The organism is Micrococcus terreus (assembly GCF_900116905.1).
GTDB classification, from domain to species: Bacteria; Actinomycetota; Actinomycetes; order Actinomycetales; family Micrococcaceae; genus Citricoccus; species Citricoccus terreus.
In genome coordinates, this window is the sequence record NZ_FPCG01000008.1 from 67,007 (window position 1) to 86,243 (window position 19,237).

Consider the following 19,237-nt stretch of genomic DNA (forward strand, 5'->3'; position numbering starts at 1 on the left):
CCGTCTCTGAGCCCAGCACTCCTCTTCCACGGAAAGGACCGAACGGTGACCACCACACCTGCCCCCCCGTCAGAGCTTCCCGACGACGGCCTCCTCCTTCTCCTGGAGCAGGCCGAGGCCTGGGCCCGCCAGGATCCGGACGAGGCCGACCGGGCCACCCTGGAGGCCGAGATCGCGGCGGCACGGGCCGGAGACGCCACCGCCGCTCGAACGCTGGCCAGCCGGTTCTCCGGTCCCCTGGCCTTCGGCACCGCCGGGCTGCGTGCCGCCGAAGGGCCGGGCCCGGCCCGGATGAACCGCGTGGTGGTGCGCCGCACCGCCGCTGGGCTGGCCCGCTACCTGGTGGACCAGGTGCCCTCCGCTGACGGTGCACCCAGGCCGCGTGTCGTCGTCGGGTATGACGCCCGCCGTGGGTCCCGGGGGTTCGCGCTGGACTCTGCCGCCGTGTTCACCGCGGCGGGACTGGAGACCATCCTGCTGCCCGGTCCCCTGCCCACGCCGGTGCTGGCCTTCGCGGTGCGTCATCTGGAGGCGGAGGCCGGAGTGATGGTCACCGCCAGCCACAACCCACCGGAGGACAACGGCTACAAGGTCTATCTGGGCGGCCGCGCCACGGACGAGCACGGGCGGGGCGCCCAGATCGTGGCCCCGGCGGACCGGGAGATCGCGGCGCGAATCGACCATGAGGCCACGGTGGACTCCATCCCGCTGGCCGCCGAGGGCTGGTCGGTGGCCGGGGATGAGCTGCTGGAGGCCTACCGTCAGGCGGCGCTGGGCGTGCTGGATCCCGAGCACACCGCGCACCGGGACCTGCGGATCGTCTTCACCCCGCTGCACGGCTTGGGCGGCGCGGTGTTCCCGGATCTGCTGCAGCTGGCCGGATTCGGCGCACCCACGGCGGTGACGGAGCAGGCCGAGCCGGATCCGGCCTTCCCCACCGTCACCTTCCCCAACCCGGAGGAGCCCGGGGCCATGGACTTGGCCCTGGCCACCGCTGAGCGCGAAGGTGCCGACCTGGTGATCGCCCATGACCCTGATGCCGACCGCTGCGCGCTGGCCGTGCAGGAGCGGGACGGGTCCTGGCGGATGCTGCGCGGGGATGAGACCGGGGTGCTGCTGGGCCATCATCTGATGCAGCGGCTCCAGCAGTCCGGAGCCGCCGCGGCCAACTCCGTGGTGTCCTCGCGGCAGCTGAGCCGGATGGCGCAGGCAGCCGGCGTGGAGCACCAGACCACGCTGACCGGATTCAAGTGGATCTCGCGGGTCCCGGGGCTGGGCTTCGGCTACGAGGAGGCCCTGGGCTACTGCGTGGACCCGGCGAACGTGCGGGACAAGGACGGGGTGACCGCCGCCCTGGTGGCCGCCGAGCTGGCCGCCACCCTGAAGTCCCAGGGCCGGAGCCTGCTGGACCTGTTGGACTCCCTGGCTGTGCAGCACGGACTGTACGCCACCGGGCAGCTGTCCATCCGGGTGGCGGACCTGTCCCTGCTGGACGCCATGATGTCCCGTCTGCGCCAGGCACCGCCGTCCTCGCTGGGCGGTCAGCGGGTGATCGAGTCGGCGGATCTGGCCGAGGGGCACCGAGGTCTGCCGCCCACGGACGGGGTGCTGTACCTGACCGAGGGCGACTCCCGGGTGATCATCCGCCCCTCCGGCACCGAGCCCAAGCTCAAGTGCTACCTGGAGACCGTGCTGCCCGTGGAGGACGCCTCCCGGGTGGCCGAGGCTCGAGTGCAGGCACAGCAGGTGCTGGACCGGGTGACCGCGGACGTGGACCTGGCACTGGGCCGGTAGGCTCTCTGACATGGATCTGAGCACCGCCGAGCTGGCCAAGTACATCGACCACACCCTGCTCAAGCCCCAGGCACGCCGTGAGGACATCCTCGCCCTGTGCCGCGAGGCCGCCCAGGCTCAGGTGATGAGCGTGTGCGTGAACCCCGTGTGGGTCTCCACCGTGCACACCGCCCTGAAGGACACCGGTGTGCTGACCTGCTCGGTGGTCGGCTTCCCGCTGGGCGCCACCACCACCGAGTCCAAGGTGTTCGAGGCCCGCGGTGCCGTGGCGGACGGCGCGGACGAGATCGACATGGTGATCGACATCGCCGCCGCCCTGGAGGGTGACGAGGACGCGCTGGTCGAGGACATCGGCGCCGTGGCCGCCGCCGTCCATGAGGGCGGGGCCATCCTGAAGGTCATCATCGAGACCTGCCTGCTGGACGAGGCCGCCAAGGAGCTGGCCTGCCGCGCCTCAGTGACCGCCGGCGCGGACTTCGTCAAGACCTCCACCGGCTTCTCCACCGGGGGCGCCACCGTGGAGGACATCGCCCTGATGCGCCGCGTGGTCGGCCCGGACCTGGGGGTCAAGGCCTCCGGCGGGGTCCGCTCCCGTCAGGACGCCCTGGCCATGATCGAGGCCGGCGCCACGCGCATCGGCGCCAGCTCGGCCCTTGCTATCCTGGGTACCGAGTAAGTCATCCGCGTCATCAGCTTTTCGTCGCACCACCTGTCACAGGCCTGAGGAGTCCCCATGATCGAGAACGGCAGAGTCAAGAACCACTCCGGAGAGGGTGCCTTCTGGGGCAACCTGATCGCCTGGGCTGTCAGCTTCATCGCGTTCGTCGCCTCCCTGTACGCCATGGGCTTCTGGTCCCTGGAGTCCGTGTGGATCCCGGGCGTGATCGCCATGGTGCTGGCCGTGGTGGCCTTCATCATCCCCAAGGAGATCCTGGGCCGGGGTGACAGCGTGGACGAGGAGCGCATCCATGCCCGTCACACCGCTGTGCAGCACCACAGCCACTGACCCTCGGGGACCACGGAGCCACCATCCCCACCCCCGAAGCACAGCTTCAGCACACAGGACGTCCACCCCGGTTACGCAACACCGGCGTGGACGTCCTTCGTGTGTTCTCCATCGCCGCCGTGGTCCTGGGCCACGCCTACGGACCCAGGATCGAGGGAACCCAGTTCCTGGAGATCTGGCGGATGCCGCTGTTCTTCTTCCTGACCGGCTACTTCTGGACCTCGGGACGCACCTTCGCCTTTGAGGTCCGGTACCGATGGACCACGCTGGGCATCCCCTATCTGCTGTGGGCCGTGCTGATGAGCGTGGCCGCCTGGTTCTGGACCCTGGACGCCCCTGAGGAGCTGACCGGTCTGCTGCAGGCCGGCTGGTACGGCGGTGCGGACCAGCCCCCGCCGTGGTGGGCGTTCTGGTTCATCTCGGTGCTGTTCTTCGTGACCGTGCTGCGCCGGTTCCTGGAGCGGTTCCCGGACTGGGTGGGCTGGGTGGTGGCCCTGGCGGGACTGGGACTGGCCGAGCTGCCGGACTCACTGCTGGGCCGCACTCCCCTGGGCATCGGCCTGGCCCTGCCGTGTCTGTTCTTCGTGCTGTGCGGGGAGCTGTTCCGTACCCGCATCCAGCCACGGATCCCTCGGTTCCGGGCACTGATCGGCGCCCTGGTGGTGGCCGCCGGACTGGGTGCGGTGTGGCTGGGCCTGGAGCCGATGAACATCAAGTTCTCCGGGTTCGGCCTGTTCCTGCTCTCGCCTCTCGTCGGCGCGCTGATGGCCGCCGGCATGGTGCTGCTGTTCAGCACCGTGGTGGACCGTGTCACCCGCCCCGTGGCCGCACTGGTGACCCCGCTGGTCCGCACGGGCACCGTGGTGGTCCTCTTCCACGGCTGGCTGCTGGAGACCCTGGTCCACCAGGGCATCCTGGAGGACGACCACAAGTTCTGGATCACCCTGCTCACCAGCTGGGCTGTGGGTCTGGTGATCGTGTTCAGCCCGTTGGCCCCGTGGCTGGCCGGCGTGCCCGAGCCCCGCTGGATGGACCGCTGGCGCGGCCGTCAGCCCAGCGCCCCCGCCTGATCGCGCGGGAGGCGACCGTCCGTCGTCGGGAAGTGCAGGCCCATCTGCCCGCCCAGGCTGCTCAGGCTGTGGGGTCCTCGCTGTAGATGGCACGGACCACCTGGGCTGCCCACTCCAGCAGGGGCAGATCGGTGAGGTCCTTGCCGCCCACGGGTGCGGTCTTGGGGCGCGGGATGAGCACGGCGTTCAGGGCCGGCTTGACCTGGGCACCCTTGTACATCCGCTGCAGGCGCATCACGCGGGACTCGGGAAGATCGGCGGCGGGGGCGAACTTGATGGCCGGTCCCATCAGCATCACCTCGGTGACACCGGCGGCGCGGGCCACATTGCGGAACCGGGCCACCGCCACCAGGGACAGAGCGGGCTCGGGCAGGGCGCCGTAGCGGTCCTGCAGCTCCTCCACCACGGCGTCCACGGCGGCGTCGTCCGAGGCCTGGGCCAGGTTGCGGTAGGCCTCCAGACGCAGCCGCTCCCCCGGCACGTAGTCGTGGGGCAGGTGGGCGTTGACCGGCAGCTCCACCTTGACCTCGGCCGGACCGGAGTCCGCCTCACCCTTGAAGTCGGCCACGGCCTCACCCACCATGCGCAGATAGAGGTCGAAGCCCACCCCGGCGATGTGCCCGGACTGCTCGCCGCCCAGCAGGTTGCCGGCACCGCGGATCTCCAGGTCCTTCATGGCCAGCTGCATGCCCGAGCCGAGCTCGTTGTGAGCCGCTACGGCCTTGAGGCGCTCCAGGGCGGTCTCGCTCAGCGCCTTCTCCGGGCTGTACAGGAAGTACGCGTAGGCGCGCTCACGGCCACGTCCCACCCGGCCGCGCAGCTGGTGCAGCTGGCTCAGCCCGTAGGCGTCGGCGCGGTCGATGATCAGGGTGTTCGCGTTGGCGATGTCCAGTCCGGTCTCGATGATGGTGGTGGAGACCAGCACATCGAACCGCTTCTCCCAGAAGTCCACCATGATCTGTTCCAGGCGGGACTCGCCCATCTTGCCGTGGGCCACCTCCACCCGGGCCTCCGGCACGAGTTCGCGGAGGTGCGCGGCGACCTTGTCGATCGAGGAGACGCGGTTGTGCACGAAGAACACCTGCCCCTCGCGCATCAGCTCACGGAGGATCGCGGCGGTGACCTGCTGGTCCGTGTTCGGCCCCACGTAGGTCAGCACCGGGTGGCGCTCCTCCGGCGCGGTGGCCAGGGTGGAGGTCTCGCGGATGCCGGTCAGGGACATCTCCAGGGTGCGCGGGATGGGCGTGGCGGACATGGCCAGCACATCCACGTTGGTGCGCAGCTTCTTGAGCGCCTCCTTGTGCTCCACGCCGAAGCGCTGCTCCTCGTCGATCACCACCAGGCCCAGGTCCTTGAACTGCACCCCCTGGGAGAGCAGCCGGTGGGTGCCGATCACCACGTCCACGGAGCCGTCGGCCATCCCGGCCATGATCTCCTTGGACTCCTTGGCGGACTGGAACCGGGAGAGCGCCGCGACCTGCACCGGGAATCCGGCAAACCGCTCGGTGAAGGTCTCGTGGTGCTGCCGGGCCAGCAGGGTGGTGGGCACCAGCACGGCCACCTGTTTCCCGTCCTGCACCGCTTTGAACGCGGCCCGCACGGCCACCTCGGTCTTGCCGAAGCCGACGTCGCCGGAGACCAGCCGGTCCATGGGGACGGTGGCCTCCATGTCCTTCTTGACCTCGTTGACGGTGGTGAGCTGGTCCGGGGTCTCGATGAACGGGAAGGACTCCTCCAGCTCCCGCTGCCACGGGGTGTCCGGGGCGAAGGAGTGTCCCCGGGAGGCCATCCGCGCGGAGTAGAGCCGGATCAGCTCCCCGGCGATCTGCTTGGTGGCGCGCTTGGCCTTGGACTTGGTGTTGGACCAGTCCGAGCCGCCCATCTTGGACAGGCTGGGGGTCTCCCCGCCCACGTAGCGGGAGATCTGGTCCAGCTGGTCGGTGGGGACGAACAGCCGGTCCCCCGGGGCTCCGCGCTTGGACGGGGCGTACTCCAGGACCAGGTACTCCCGGTAGGAGTCGGCGGCGGCACCGCCAGCCGCACCGGCCACCTTGCGCCGCTGCAGCTCCACGAACTTGGCGATGCCGTGCTGGGAGTGGACCACGTAGTCCCCCTCGGTGAGGGAGAGAGGGTCGACGGCGTTGCGCCGCTTGCGTGCCAGGGTGCGAGTCCCTGCCCGGCTGGCCGCAGTGCGGTGACGTCCGAACAGATCCTGTTCGGTGAGCAGGGCGACCTTGGTCTCCGGAGCGGCGAAGCCATGGCCGGCCACCGCGGTGGTGATGACCACCTGACCGGGAGCGGGCTCCTCGGAGACCCGGTCCACACTGACGGCGGTGATGCCGGCCTCCCCGAACAGCTCGGCCAGACGCCGGGCCGGACCAGGACCGTCGGTGACCACCACGCACTGCCAGCCTTCGGAGGTGCGCTGGGAGACATGGGCGATCATCGCCTCCACGTCCGCGGAGAAGCCCTGAGGTTCACGCAGGGCGGTGCGCAGGCTGGAGGCGTCGGCCAGCAGCTCGGTGTCCGCTCCCAGAGAGGTCATCTGCCACCAGCCCTGGTGCCGGGCCAGCGACTGGTTGCGGGTCTCGGCCAGGGTGGCGAAGCCGCCGGCCCCGGACTGCCCCTCGCCGAACACCTGGGCCATGTCCACGGGGGCAGCGCCACCCTGGCCAGCGGTGGCCCAGGCGGCGGTGAGGAACTCCTCGTTGGTGGCCAGAAGGTCATCGGCACGGTGCCGGATCTTCTCCGGCTCCACCAGCACGGTGAGCGAACCCTCCGGCAGCAGGTCCACCAGCGGGACCATGCCGTCGGCCAGGACCGGAGCCAGGGACTCCATGCCCTCCACGGCGATCCCCTCGGCGATCTTCTCCAACATGTCCACGGCGCCGGGCATGGAGGACTGCAGCTCCTGGGCCCGGCGCTGGACGGACTCGGTCAGCAGCAGCTCCCGGCACGGCGGCGCGTAGAGGGCCTGCGGGTGGCCGCTGCCGTCCTCGGTGGTGTCCTGCAGGGAGCGCTGGTCCGCCACGGAGAAGTAGCGCATCTGCTCCACGGTGTCCCCGAAGAACTCGATGCGCAGCGGGTGGTCCTCGGTGGGCGGGAAGACGTCCAGCAGGCCGCCGCGCACGGCGTACTCACCGCGCCGGGAGACCATGTCCACCCGGGAGTAGGCGGCGTCGGCCAGGGCCTGGACCACCTCGTCGAAGTCGCGGTCCTCGTCCACGCGCAGGTGCACCGGCTCCAGGTCTCCCAGTCCCTGCACCAGCGGCTGCAGCACCGAACGGATGGGGGCCGTCACCACGGCCAGCGGCGGCTTCCCGTCGGCACCGGGGTGGACCAGTCGGCGCAGCACGGCCAGGCGGGCACCCACGGTGTCCGAGCGGGGTGAGAGCCGCTCATGCGGCAGGGTCTCCCAGGAGGGCAGGTGGGCCACGGTGTCCGGGTCCATCCAGCAGCCCAGCTCAGCGGCCAGGTCATCGGCTTCGCGCGCGGTGGCGGTGACCAGCAGCAGCACGGAGGGCCGTTCCAGGCCCCGCCCGGCTGCCCCGGCGGAGGAGTCCGGACCGTCTTCCCCTCGGCACGCTCCGGCGAGCAGAGCTGTCATGGCCGGCCGGGCGCCGTCGGGAAGGCTGATCTCCAGGTCCGGGGTGCGGTCGGCACCGGACCGTGCCGCGGAGGTCGCGGCAGCACTGACGGCCCGGTCCTGCAGCAGGACGGGGAACAGCCCGGAGAGGGGACGGGGGGCGGCAGTGCTCACGCAGAGGTTCCTTCAGGAGTGGTGGCGGCAAGGGTGCGCTGGTCGCTGAAGACCTCACGCACCTCATTGACCAGGGCCATGACATCGTCGTATCCGTGGGCGGGGCCGCCGGCGGTCAGGTCGTCCGTGCCGAGCAGGACGGCCGTGGGATAGCCGGACAGTCCCAACGCGGTCACGGTGGCCCCGCCCGGGTCGCGCATGATCATCTGCTGGGGGAACTCATCGAAACCGTGGATGCCCTGTTCAGGCGCGCCGACGGGGACCATGATGCGCAGGGCGATGGGGCCGATGGCTTCGCCCCAGCCACGCAGCTGCTCAATGATGGAGGCGCAGCTGCCACACCCAGGGCTCAGTCGGAAGACGAGCATGGCCTGGCCGTGAGCGAGCACGGCGAGGTCGTGGTACTGCCGGTTCCAGTGCACGGCGGTACTGGGGATCGGGTGGCGCGGCACCTCCTCCTCCACCACCTCACCAGCGAGGGCCTGACCCTCCGCGAAGACGGGCTGCGGCGCAGCGGCGGGTGCCGGGGCCGGGAACGGATCCGTCTCGGCAGGCTGCGGAGCGGACTCACGGCCGATGATCAACGCGGTCCCGGCCAGCAGCAGCGCCACCAGGACCAGCCAGGCCAGATCCGCCCAGGTTCCGGTGGCCAGCCCGGGGGTCTGTGCCCCGTCCAGGACCAGGTGCCGGACGGCCTCGATGACGGCCAGCACGGACAGGATCAGGAACAGGACATTGCGCCCGATCGTGGCAGTGGTGACCGGCCGGGTGGAGGCGGCACCGAAGCAGTGGCAGGCTTCCCCGGTCTGGCGGGCTCCGCGCACCAGGACCAGGAACACCACCATCATCACGACGGCGGCGCCCCCGGCGATGGTCTGCAGCAGGGGCAGGGGCAGGACCAGGGCCACGGCGAGGACGATCTCTGCGAACGGGAACGAGCGGACGATCCATGGCGTGTTCAGCGCGCGAGGGACCTTGAGTCCGTCGAAGGCGGCCTGGGCACTGCCGGGGGTCAGCAGCTTGGCCGCTCCGCTCAACAGGAAGATCAGGGCGAGAGCCCACAGTGCCGGCATCTGGATACCTCGTCCTCGACTGGAAAACATGACGGTCGGCAGGGCGGAACGGGTGCGGTCTCCCCCGGGCCAGGACCGCCTTCCAGCATATAGGCTCAGGGTCAGGCCGTCCCCGTGACGGCAGTGACACCGCGCACGCCCCGGACCGGCTGTGCGCACACCTCGACTGCACTCAGGAGGCAGAGACCATGGCATTCCATGAGACCACCACCATCGCCCACCCGGCAGCGGACGTCAGCGCTGCGCTGCTGGACGAGCTGTTCCACCGTCACATCACCGAGCAGATGGGCGGGGAGGTCGCCGCCTTCGAGAAGCAGGGCACCGATGACGGGCCGGTGACCATCACCATGGTCCGCACGGTCCCGGCGAACCGGCTGCCGGACATGGCCCGCAAGTTCGTGGGAGACAAGCTGCGCGTAGAGCAGGTGGAGGTCTGGTCCGCACCGGCCGAGGACGGCTCCCGCACCGCCCAGATCACCCTGACCGTCCCCACGGCCAAGGTCAGCTCCGAGGTCCAGCAGACGGTGGAGGCCCAGGGCGAGGGCACGCAGATCACCGTGGAGGGCTCGGTCAACTGCCGTATCCCCCTGGTGGGCGGCAAGCTCGCGCAGGCGGCAGAGCCCATGGTCAACAAGGTGCTGGGCAAGCAGGCACAGGGCCTGTCCGCCTGGCTGAGCCGCTGAGGCAGGGCTCCGGATGACTGCCGCCCCGGGAAAGGTCCTGTTCCTGTGCACCGGGAACATCTGCCGGTCCGCGTTCGGTCAGCACCAGCTGGCCAGGACTCTGGATCAGCAAGTGCCCGGTGCCTATGAGGTGACCAGTGCCGGGACGCACATGAACCCTCGGCTGCGTCCACCCCAGCAGATCCTGGATCTCGCGGACGGCACTGTGCTGGAGGCGCTCCAGGCACACGCTCCCACTCAGCTGCAGCCTCGTCTGGCTCAGCAGGCGGATCTGATCTTGGCCGCCACGGAAGAGCATCTGGAGACCGTCCTGCAGGAGACCCCCGCGGCGCTGAACCGGACGTTCACCATCCTGGAGTTCGCCGCGTTGGCCGAGCTGATGGCCGAGCAGGGCACCGTAGTGGAGGGCGACCTGCGGTCTGTGGCCCGCACCGCCGCCCGGATGCGTTCACGGGTCCGGTCCCGCCCGGGATCCCTGGACCTGGCCGACCCCTACGGGGGGCCAGACTCCGGCTATCCCGTCATGGCGGAGCAGCTGAACCCCGCTGTGGAGAGCATCGCCAAGCTCCTGGTGCGCGTCTCTCAGGGCTGAGCGGTTGATCTGACGAGATGTGAGAGGGCGGCTGCCGAAACCGGCAGCCGCCCTCTCACATCTGGTGCAGCACCTGTGTCAGTGCACGGAGTTCTGGGCCGCGGTCAGACCGCCCGTGATCAGCTTCTCCACAGCATCTGCTGCCCGGTCCAGGTGGACGGGGAGCAGCTCACGTTCTTCGGTGCTGAACGGGCGCAGCACGTAGTCTGCGGCATCCATCCGACCTGGCGGACGTCCGACGCCCACCCGCACCCGGTGGTAGTCCTTGGTGCCCAGGGTCTGGGAGATGGACTTGAGTCCGTTGTGGCCGCCCTCTCCCCCACCGATCTTGAGCTTGAGGGTGTCGAAGGGGATGTCCAGCTCGTCATGGACCACCACGACGGCCGCCGGGTCCACAGAGTAGAACGCGGCCAGTGCCGCGGTGGGCCGGCCGGAGACATTCATGTAGGTGGCCGGCTTGGCCAGGACGACCCGTGGGCCACCGGGAGAGAGCCTCCCGGTGGCCACGGCGGCACCGGCCTTGTGGGCGGTGAATCCGCTGCCGACCCTGCCGGCGAGCTCGTCCACCACCATCTGTCCGATGTTGTGACGGGTGCGTGCATACTGCGGACCTGGATTGCCCAGGCCCACGATCAGCCACGTCTGCGGCGTGGAGAAGCTCGCAGAAGTCGCACCCGTGGTCATCAGTCCTCGGACTTCTCGGCGTCGCCCTCAGGGGCCTCTGCCTCAGCGGTCTCTGCCTCAGCGCCCTCCTCGGCCTCCGGCTCCTCGCCCAGGTCCTGGACGATCGGCTCGGAGACGGTGGCGATGACGTAGTCGTCCTCCAGCTGCAGGGTGGTGCCGGCAGGCAGCTGCACGTCCTTGCCGTAGACGTGGTCGCCGACCTCGCGGCCCTCAATGTTGATGGTGACGAACTCGGGCAGGTGGGTGGCCTCGGCCTCGACCGGTACGGTGGCCTCCTCGAGGTTGAACGCGGCGCCGTGAGCGGCCTCGCCCTCCACGTGCACGGTGACGTCCACAATGACCTTCTCGCCGCGGCGGACCTCGATCAGATCGAGGTGATCCACGGTCTGCTTCAGCGGGTTGCGCTGGATGTCCTTGGGCAGCACCATGTGCTCCTCGCCGTCGGAGACCACGGTCAGCAGGGCGTTGGGGTTGCGGACGGCCAGGGAGGTCTCCTGGGCCGGCATCAGCAGGTGCACGGGCTCGGCACCGTGGCCGTAGACCACAGCGGGGATGAAGCCGTCGCGGCGGGCCTGGCGGGATGCGCCCTTACCGAAGTCGGTGCGCTTGGTGACCTGGATCTTGATCTTGTCGCTCATGAGTCCTCCTGAACTGTCTCGGGCCGCCGGTCCGCAGGGTGCAGTGGGCGGGCTTTCCAGGCAGAAGGGCTGATACAGACACGGCCTCAGATGGGAGTCCCACGGAGACGGTGGAGCGTCAGCGGCCTCGTCGATCACGGAGCGGTGTGCTCCCTCGCCTGGGCAACGCGGACCATCATAGCACTGCAGTGCTAGGTGTTCTGCCTCGGGAGGTTGGTGACAGTCGGCGTGGGTGATTGACGTAGGAGAGCCTTCCCTGAATCGGTGGATGTGGACGCAAACACCAATGGAAGGGAAGGCTCTCATGTCCCACCGTAACGCCCCGTTGACTCCTGAAGGACGTCGTCGCCTGTGCCAGCGAGTTGATGCTGGCCGTCCGATCTGTCACGTCGCCGCTGAAGTTGGCATCGCCCGACAGACTCTGGGCAAGTGGTATGCCCGTTGGAGTTGAGTCCCGCATAGTGGTGTAACGCTCGGTGGCCCGATGCGTCGTCTCAGACGTGGACGCGGCCACCGTGTGATCCTTCGAGTCAACCTCTCACAGAATCCTCGAATGGAGTCATCACGATGACCGCTCCTCATATTCTCGACCCTGCCGGCCTGCTCGGCGAAGCCCTGTCCGAAGCGTCGCCGGACATGATGCGCCATCTGCTGCAGACGATGATCAACACCCTGCTCTCCGCTGTCGCCGATGCGGTGATTGGCGCCGAATGGGGCAAGCCCAGCTCCTCCCGCACGGCACAGCGCAACGGGTATCGCCACCGGGACCTGGACACCCGAGTTGGCACCCTGGATGTGGCCATCCCCAAGCTCAGATCGGGCACGTACTTCCCGGACTGGCTAATTGAACGCAGGAAGAGAGCGGCGTCGGCGCTGATCACCGTGGTAGCGGACTGCTACCTGGCCGGGGTCTCGACCCGACGGATGGCTCCCCCGCTGCACGCTTCGCGATAATCGCAGCGGGCGGTACCCCCAAGCTGGTCAACACCCTGGGCATCAACGCCCTATCGAAATCCCAGGTGAGCCGGATGGCCACCGAACTGGACGAACAGGTCGAGTCCTTCCGGCACCGGCCCCTGGGCCAGGCCGGCCCGTTCACTTCTCACTGCCGCCGATGCGCTGACCATGAAAGTCCGCGAGGGCGGCCGGGTCGTCAACGCCGTGGTCTTGCTGGCCACCGGGGTCAACGGCGATGGCCGCCGCGAGGTCCTCGGCCTGCGGGTGGCCACCAGTGAGACCGGGGCGGCGTGGAATGAGTTCTTCGCCGATCTGGTCGCCCGCGGCCTGGCCGGGGTCCGCCTGGTCACCTCCGACGCCCACACCGGGTTGAAAGATGCGATCGCGGCGAACCTGCCCGGGGCGGTGTGGCAGCGCTGTCGCACCCACTACGCGGCGAACCTGATGGCCACCACCCCGAAGAACATGTGGCCGGCTGTCAAGGCCATGCTGCACAGCGTGTACGACCAGCCCGACGCCACAGCGGTCAACGCCCAATTCGACCGGATCATCGATGACGTCACCGAGAAGTTGCCGGCCGTGGCCGAGCATCTCGACGCCGCGCGGGCGGACATCCTGGCCTTCACCACGTTCCCCAAGGACGTCTGGACCCAGATCTGGTCCAACAACCCGGCCGAACGGCTCAACCGAGAGATCCGCCGCCGCACCGACTCCGTAGGCATCTTCCCCAACCGGGCAGCGATAGTGCGCCTGGTCGGGGCGGTGCTGGCCGAGCAGGCCGGCAGGGTCGAGAATATGAGGAGCGGTCATCGTGATGACTCCATTCGAGGATTCTGTGGAAGGTTGACTCGAAGGATCACACGGTGGCCGCGTCCACGTCTGAGACGACGCATCGGGCCACCGAGCGTTGCACCACTATGCGGGACTCAACTCTGCGGCATCGTCTCAGGCGGCACCCGACCGAGGCACGTCACCCACTCGGGCAATGACCGGTTAGGAGTACCCACGACGGTCAGTTCCGGCGGTGTCTGAGCGATGCGACGAGCTCGTGCGACAGCTTCGACGACATCGTCACCGGCCTTGCGCTCCCAATTGCTCGCCACAAGCAGAATGCGACGGTGACTGCGAGGAGGTCGTGCAACGTATTCCCGTGGCTCCATTCGCGGACCGAATGGAATGACATGAACATCACTGGGATTCGCTCCTGCGGCAACAGTCCCGTCAGCTGCCCAGGAAGTGCTGACTACATGAGCGGCCACTGTGCGGGCCAGGCGTCTGTCCACTGCACGAGCCTGAACAGTGGACAGAGGGTGAAGCCCCGTCGTCTCGGGGTAGAAGTCATGCACGAGATCGAACGTCGCGTCGGATACGTGGATCACCGGTGCGGGTGACTGCATGAGCGCCACATCGACGGAAGCCACGGCAGCCAACACGACGTCTGGCTTCTCTGCCTTGACACGAGCGTCCGCCCTCGCTGCACGGCGCTTGGCAGTGGACACTCCCAACTGTGCGCGGTAGTTCCCGCCGAGATGAGGACCCAGTGCACGTTCCAAAGAACGATCGATGAGGGCAGGGCGGACATCGGCGGAAGACCACGGAATGAGACGCAACCCCGGCAGAGCGGAGAGTGATCGGAACTGTCGATGGATCATGCCCGACCAGGCTGCGGGATCGTCATGCCGCCAAGGGCTCAGGAACGCCACGGTCAAGGGACGAATCTTCTCCACCGTGTCAAACTGCCGTTGCACGTCCGCCCCCTTCGGCAGAGGTCAGGAGCAGGCCAGCCCCCAATACCAGGGCACCGGTGACGGTGATGAACACCTCGCCCAGCTGCGAGGCACAGACGAGAAAGATGAGTGTCGAGGCTTCGACGGCCACTCGTGAAGGAGTCCGGACAGCGTGGCGGAAAGGTCTCATGCCAAGGACGACGTAGGCGGACAGCACGATGACCAGAAATGGCCAGCCTCCTTCAGCCAACAGTCCCCAGAACGAATTGTGGAAGAACCATGTCGCCTCGTCCAGGTGGACGTGTGCCTCGCCGAGCCCCCGCCCATACCAGGGTGCCTCTGCCGCCTTCTCCCAGGATGCTGTTTGAATGCGCTCGCGCAGCAGATCGCTCCCCAAGCGGTCATCAAAGTACCCACCCAGACGCGGCAGTGACTCAGACAGCCAATAGACACCGAGTCCGAGACCGATAGCCAGAATCCAGCGGACAGTCAATCCCAGCCGAGGTGAGACGATCATCCAGATCAAGGCGCAGGCCAGACCCGCCAAACTGGTTCGAGAACCAGTGAGGGCCGTGCCCCCGAAGGCGAAGGCGAAGAGAAGCACTTGATGGCGCCGACTCGTTGTCGTCGCGATCAAGAGGACAGGAATCACGGCGTAGTACAACCCCGCAACGTTCTTGTCTCCTAGGATGCCCGTCAGGACACCGCCATAGGTGTCCGGGGCCAGGCCGGCGTAGAACAACGGGATGTTGATGACCAGTGCTGTGATCATTCCGTGCAGTGCACCCCGCAGATCGAGTCGCCCACTGGCGAATGACCCTGCCAGACACATGAGGACCGCGATCCGGAAGATCCTCCTCACCCAATCTTCATCGTCAATGCCGTTGACAGTCGACGACACGGCAAGGAACGTCAGCAGGCCAAAGGCCAAGACTGCCAGGACCCCGAAGTTGGCCAAGGACCGTCGTGGACGTCGGAATCCTGCCAACAGAACAAGAGCAAGGCCTGCGGCCTCGGCAATGGGCAGACGAAAGGCCCCGGCGCCCACACTGATGCCGTCCACGACCAGCAGGGCACCGAGCAAGACGTCGAGGATTCGACTGGAGGACGTGTCCAGGAGCGGATGAGCCTTCTGCGCCTCCCGACGGGTCAGCACCGGGACAAGGCCGACAGCACGCATGCGTTGTGCTTGATCTGCCTCGTTCACATCTGGTCCTTAATCCGGTTGAGCGCCTCTGACGACACACTCTAGTTCCCGTCACACTCGAAGTCCCTCGGCTTCTCCGAGCGTCGACCTCGCGAGCCGCCGGTTGCCCAGTAGGGTGGCCTCTGGGGACCGCCGTCACATATGGAGTGACCGTCCTGGCGAAAGAATGGGGAATTCGATGACTGTTCTGGATTTAGTCAAGCTGTTGCGGGCGAATCTCGTACTGCTTGCCGTGTCCACCCTGGTGGGCATTTTGGCAGGATGGGGCCTGTCCCTGGCGCAGAAACCGCTCTACACCTCCGAGTCCACCGGCTTCGTGGTGGTCGACGCCCAGGGAGATGGTCAGACTGGGGCCCCATCTCAGGTGCTGTCGGGCAGTGATCTTGCCCAAGAACGCGCACAGTCCTATCTTCCGCTGATCCACAGTCGTGCTGTGCAGGAGGAAATTCTCCACGTCACCGGTCAACCTGTTGAGCAGGGCAGGCTCAGTGCGCGCGTGGAGCCCAACTCGAATCTCATCACGGTGGCGGCGACCGCGACCGACCCCCAGGCGGCGGCAGACCTGGCCAATTCAGCACTCCAGGCCACGGCTGCCGTCGCCAACCGACTTGAGGGTGGATCCGTAGTCCGGGTGGAGGCACTGGAGGATGCGCTGGTCCCGTCAGCGCCTTCAACCCCCAACACTCTGCGCAATGTGGTCTACGGAGCTGGCATCGGACTGTTGGCCGGTCTGGTCGTGGCATTCCTGCGGCGCCTTCTCGACGTGAATATCCGAACGACCACAGACGTGCAGAAGTCGGCTGGTGCGGGGCTGCTGGGCACGTTGCCCAAAGACGAGAGCTTCACCGGCACCGCAGCGGGAATTGAAAACGGTTCGCCCCGAGCGCTGGAGGCGGTGCGCCAACTGCGGACCAACTTGAAGTTCGTCAGTATCGACAATCCGCCTCGCACGATCTCGTTCACCAGTGCCAATCCTGGTGAAGGCAAGTCGACCGTCGTCTCGTCGCTGGGGTTGGCCCTGACAGCAGCGGGAGACCGTGTCATGATCATCGATGCCGACCTTCGTCGTCCGCGACAGCACACGCTGTTCGATGTCGACGGACGTGTCGGCCTCTCGGAGGTCTTGGCGGGACAGGTGGGTCTCGAGGACGCGTTACTGGAAGTCGGCGATGACGGGCTGAAGCTCCTGCCTGCGGGGCGAACACCCCCTAACCCTTCCGAGCTGCTTGGTTCAGCGCGCATGAAAACCCTTCTGGAACAAGTTTCTCGGGACCACCTCGTGATCGTCGATGCCCCTCCTGTCCTGCCTGTGACGGACTCCACCCTGCTCGCTACCTCGGTGGACGGCACCGTCCTCGTGGTGAAGCACGCCAAGACACGGCGCGAACATGTCGAAGTCGCACGTGACATGCTGGGCAAGGTGCAGGCGAACGTCATCGGCGTCGTCCTCAACGGAACTCCGGCGAAGGGTGTGGGGTCCGATTACTACGGCGGGGGGTACGGCGCGACCCATCAGGCGTACGATGCCTACTTGGATGCGTCACGCCAGGCGCGCGGTGGTCCACGGCTGCTGAAGAATCGGCGTCCGGGCCGCCGCGCGCGCGACTGATCACACCGCAACGTAGGTATGGCAAAGGCCCGGGGAGATCTCCCCGGGCCTTCGCCATATGCCTTCTCAGCTACAGATCACGGCTGCTGTCTCTGCGTCTCGGTTGCGGCGACCTCAGGCGAGGCGGTCGGTGAGGCCGGGGCAGTTGTTTCTGCTGCTGAGGCCGGGGCGGCAGTCTCAGTGGTGGCGGGAGCTGCCGCCTGGCTGGACTCAGCGCCAGGCACGGCTTCAGGAGTCACCGGTGTGGACTCCTGAGCGGCAGGGGCATCGGATTCGGTGGAACCACTGCCAGGCAAAACAGTCTCGCACTTCGGCGGAGTGGAGTCGAAGGCGACCCGGACTGTCTTTTCATCCTTTCGTCCGGTCTCGGCCCCGGTTCCCAGGAACGTACCAACCGCAGTACCAGACTCGTTGGCGCTGTTGCCCGTGTCATCGACGACATAGAAGTAGGTCTCAGATTCGCCCACGGGAATGCACACGGTGTCTGGGGCAAGGACACCACCCTTGTGCGGGGGCTTAGAGTACCACTCCGGATCACCATCTTTTCGACCGCTGTCGAAGGTGACAATACCCGAGACGATTTGGACACACACTTCTTCAGTGGCGACGTTGGTGAGCGTCAGCGGGAACATGTAGGCATGCTTGACGCCTTTGACCTTTTCGCCTGGGTACTTGCAGACATTGTCCGTGGACACGGTGTACAGCGGCGACACCGTCGCAGCAGGTGCAGCCGATGCAAAGGCAATCGCGGGCACGGTCCAAGCCATACCGCCAGCAACGGCACGGCGCGAGATGGTCTTCTTGTTGTTCTCTGTCATTTTGACCCCAGAGTCTCCTGATCGACTGGACTCCCGGTGGAGGATGTCACCGAGATCTCCCCTGAAAAGACAGCCTGAAGGACGATTCTCCAGCTGAGCAGACGAACAAGGGCAAGCCCAGGTGAACGTCGCGCCAAGTTCAACGTACCCTACCGATGTGACAAACATCAAATGCTGAACGTTACCTGAGAGTAGGCGAAATGCCCGACAAATATGCGGATAGATTAGCCCGCATATCTCCCGGAGAAATGCCCAGATCCTTGATCATGTGTATGTCCAGCGCACTGTTCGAGGGGCGCGGTGCCTGCCCCGGCTTGTCCTGGGTGTAGTCGGCTGTACTGATGGGGCTGACCCGGTCAGGGTCGTGTCTGGTGTCCTCATAGACCCAGCGGGCAATCTCGTACCAAGAGACCACGGGACCATCGCTGGTGTAGTGGTATGTGCCGGAGGGAGCGTCGCCGAGGACCATCTGCAGCAGGGCTGAGGCCAGGTCGCTGGCGAAGGTGAGTCGGCCGTGTTGGTCATCGACGACGGTGGGGTCCACGCCGTTGGCGGCCAGGCGGGCCATGGTGGCCACGAAGTTGTTGCCCTCGCCGATGACCCAGCTGGTGCGCACGATCCAATGGCGTCTCAGAGCACGGACGGCGGATTCTCCGGCGGCCTTGGACTGCCCGTAGACACTGACCGGGGCCACGGCTGCCTCGACCGGGTACTCCTGGCCCAGTGGCAGGGTGCCGTCGAAGACGTAGTCGGTGGAGACGTGGGCCAGCGGGACGCCGGCGTGCTGGCAGGCCGCGGCCAGCGCGCTCACGCCAGTGGAGTTGACTGCCCAGGCCAGGGTCCGCCCTTCAGGGATCTGGGCGGCGTCGACCTGGGTGTGTGCGGCGGCGTTGATGACCGCTCGCGCTCCGCGCAGTGACTTCAGGGGCCAGCCGCTGGGCTCGGCGAGGTCCCACGTGGAGCGGTCGTAGGCCTGGTAGGGGATCTGCTGGCTGTCGCACTGGGCGGTGAGGGCTCGTCCGAGCTGGCCGTTGGCGCCCAGGATGATCACCGGCGCCGGGTCCATGGGGGTGACGGCGTCCAGGTAGGGGTGGTTGCGGTCCTTCTCGGAGAGCACCACCTGGTCCAGGGGAATCGGCCAGTCGATGGCCACCGTGGGGTCGGCCAGGTTCAGGAAGGTGTAGAGCTGCTGAGCGTCGGCAGACCAGTGGTCATTGACCAGGTAGGTGTAGGCGGTGTTCTCCTCCAGGGTCTGGAAGGAGTTGCCCACCCCCCGGGGGACGAACACGGCCTGGCCCGGGGTGATCTCGGTGGTGAAGACGGTGCCGAAGTTCTCTCCGGCGCGCAGGTCCACCCAGGCTCCGAAGATCTTTCCGGTGGCCACGGAGACGTACTTGTCCCAGGGTTCGGCGTGGATCCCCCGGGTGGTTCCCACCGAGGCGTTGAAGGAGATGTTGTTCTGCACGGGCCCGAAGTCCGGCAGCCCGGCGGCCACCATCTTCTCCCGCTGCCAGTTCTCCTTGAACCAGCCCCGGGCATCCCCGTGCACCGGCAGCTGGACCAGCAGCAGTCCCGGGATCTGCGTGGTGGTGATGGTCAGTTCTGCAGCAGCCATGGTC

At 67.3% G+C, this 19,237-nt stretch carries 14 protein-coding genes and 2 pseudogenes; 9 read left to right on the forward strand and 7 right to left on the reverse strand.

Translation table 11 applies throughout. The features are described 5' to 3' along the window. The first annotated feature begins 45 nt into the window (after positions 1–45). The 4 genes from BM355_RS10035 to BM355_RS10050 all read left to right on the forward strand — a co-directional run bounded on the left by BM355_RS10035 (position 46) and on the right by BM355_RS10050 (position 3,870). Positions 46–1,794 carry a phospho-sugar mutase gene (locus BM355_RS10035; protein WP_091697992.1) on the forward strand — a complete coding sequence of 583 codons (1,749 nt, stop codon included), beginning with the start codon at positions 46–48 and terminating at the stop codon, positions 1,792–1,794. 10 nt (positions 1,795–1,804) lie between these two features. Beyond that, positions 1,805–2,470 carry a deoxyribose-phosphate aldolase gene (deoC, locus tag BM355_RS10040; RefSeq protein WP_091697995.1) on the forward strand — a complete coding sequence of 222 codons (666 nt, stop codon included), beginning with the start codon at positions 1,805–1,807 and terminating at the stop codon, positions 2,468–2,470. A 57-nt stretch (positions 2,471–2,527) separates the two neighbouring features. Next, positions 2,528–2,800, forward strand: a complete 273-nt coding sequence (locus BM355_RS10045; protein ID WP_091697997.1) for a hypothetical protein — start codon at positions 2,528–2,530, stop codon at positions 2,798–2,800. An 86-nt stretch (positions 2,801–2,886) separates the two neighbouring features. Continuing rightward, complete coding sequence (locus tag BM355_RS10050) at positions 2,887–3,870, forward strand: acyltransferase family protein (protein ID WP_091698000.1); 984 nt, start codon at positions 2,887–2,889, stop codon at positions 3,868–3,870. Positions 3,871–3,931: 61 nt separating this feature from the next. On the opposite strand, the gene mfd is transcribed toward BM355_RS10050, so the two are convergent. Beyond that, positions 3,932–7,630: a transcription-repair coupling factor gene (gene mfd / locus BM355_RS10055; RefSeq protein WP_091698002.1), complete on the reverse strand. Its 3,699-nt coding sequence runs from the start codon at positions 7,628–7,630 to the stop codon at positions 3,932–3,934. After that, positions 7,627–8,703, reverse strand: a complete 1,077-nt coding sequence (locus tag BM355_RS10060; protein WP_091698004.1) for a MauE/DoxX family redox-associated membrane protein — start codon at positions 8,701–8,703, stop codon at positions 7,627–7,629. Before BM355_RS10060 ends, mfd begins: the two co-directional genes overlap by 4 nt. Positions 8,704–8,891: 188 nt before the next feature. On the opposite strand from BM355_RS10060, the gene BM355_RS10065 reads away from it, so the two are divergent. Together BM355_RS10065 and BM355_RS10070 are read left to right on the forward strand one after the other, a co-directional pair. Beyond that, complete coding sequence (locus tag BM355_RS10065) at positions 8,892–9,386, forward strand: DUF2505 domain-containing protein (RefSeq protein ID WP_091698006.1); 495 nt, start codon at positions 8,892–8,894, stop codon at positions 9,384–9,386. A 13-nt stretch (positions 9,387–9,399) separates the two neighbouring features. Continuing rightward, on the forward strand, positions 9,400–9,978 hold the full coding sequence (locus BM355_RS10070) for an arsenate reductase/protein-tyrosine-phosphatase family protein (RefSeq protein WP_091698008.1): 579 nt from the start codon (positions 9,400–9,402) through the stop codon (positions 9,976–9,978). A 78-nt stretch (positions 9,979–10,056) separates the two neighbouring features. On the opposite strand, the gene pth is transcribed toward BM355_RS10070, so the two are convergent. Both pth and BM355_RS10080 read right to left on the reverse strand, forming a co-directional pair. Next, positions 10,057–10,662 carry an aminoacyl-tRNA hydrolase gene (pth, locus tag BM355_RS10075; RefSeq protein WP_091698011.1) on the reverse strand — a complete coding sequence of 202 codons (606 nt, stop codon included), beginning with the start codon at positions 10,660–10,662 and terminating at the stop codon, positions 10,057–10,059. Further along, a complete protein-coding gene (locus tag BM355_RS10080; RefSeq protein ID WP_091698013.1) occupies positions 10,662–11,300 on the reverse strand; it encodes a 50S ribosomal protein L25/general stress protein Ctc in 639 nt (212 codons plus the stop codon). Before BM355_RS10080 ends, pth begins: the two co-directional genes overlap by 1 nt. A 304-nt stretch (positions 11,301–11,604) precedes the next feature. Here BM355_RS10080 and BM355_RS10085 point away from each other — a divergent pair. After that, a pseudogene (locus BM355_RS10085) lies at positions 11,605–11,745 on the forward strand (IS481 family transposase); the annotation flags it as partial. 122 nt (positions 11,746–11,867) lie between these two features. After that, a pseudogene (locus tag BM355_RS10090) lies at positions 11,868–13,034 on the forward strand (IS256 family transposase); the annotation flags it as partial. Between the two features lie 954 nt (positions 13,035–13,988). Here the strand turns inward: BM355_RS10090 and BM355_RS10095 are convergent. Then, a complete protein-coding gene (locus BM355_RS10095; protein ID WP_143109472.1) occupies positions 13,989–15,191 on the reverse strand; it encodes an O-antigen ligase family protein in 1,203 nt (400 codons plus the stop codon). A gap of 178 nt (positions 15,192–15,369) precedes the next feature. Between BM355_RS10095 and BM355_RS10100 the strand changes: the two genes are divergently transcribed. After that, a complete protein-coding gene (locus BM355_RS10100; RefSeq protein ID WP_091698017.1) occupies positions 15,370–16,800 on the forward strand; it encodes a tyrosine-protein kinase domain-containing protein in 1,431 nt (476 codons plus the stop codon). Positions 16,801–16,877: 77 nt separating this feature from the next. Here BM355_RS10100 and BM355_RS14145 read toward each other — a convergent pair whose 3' ends face one another. Next, a complete protein-coding gene (locus BM355_RS14145) occupies positions 16,878–17,618 on the reverse strand; it encodes a hypothetical protein (RefSeq protein WP_143109473.1) in 741 nt (246 codons plus the stop codon). A gap of 181 nt (positions 17,619–17,799) precedes the next feature. Continuing rightward, positions 17,800–19,233, reverse strand: a complete 1,434-nt coding sequence (locus BM355_RS10105) for a sugar nucleotide-binding protein (RefSeq protein WP_091698020.1) — start codon at positions 19,231–19,233, stop codon at positions 17,800–17,802. Between the last annotated feature and the right edge of the window lie 4 nt (positions 19,234–19,237).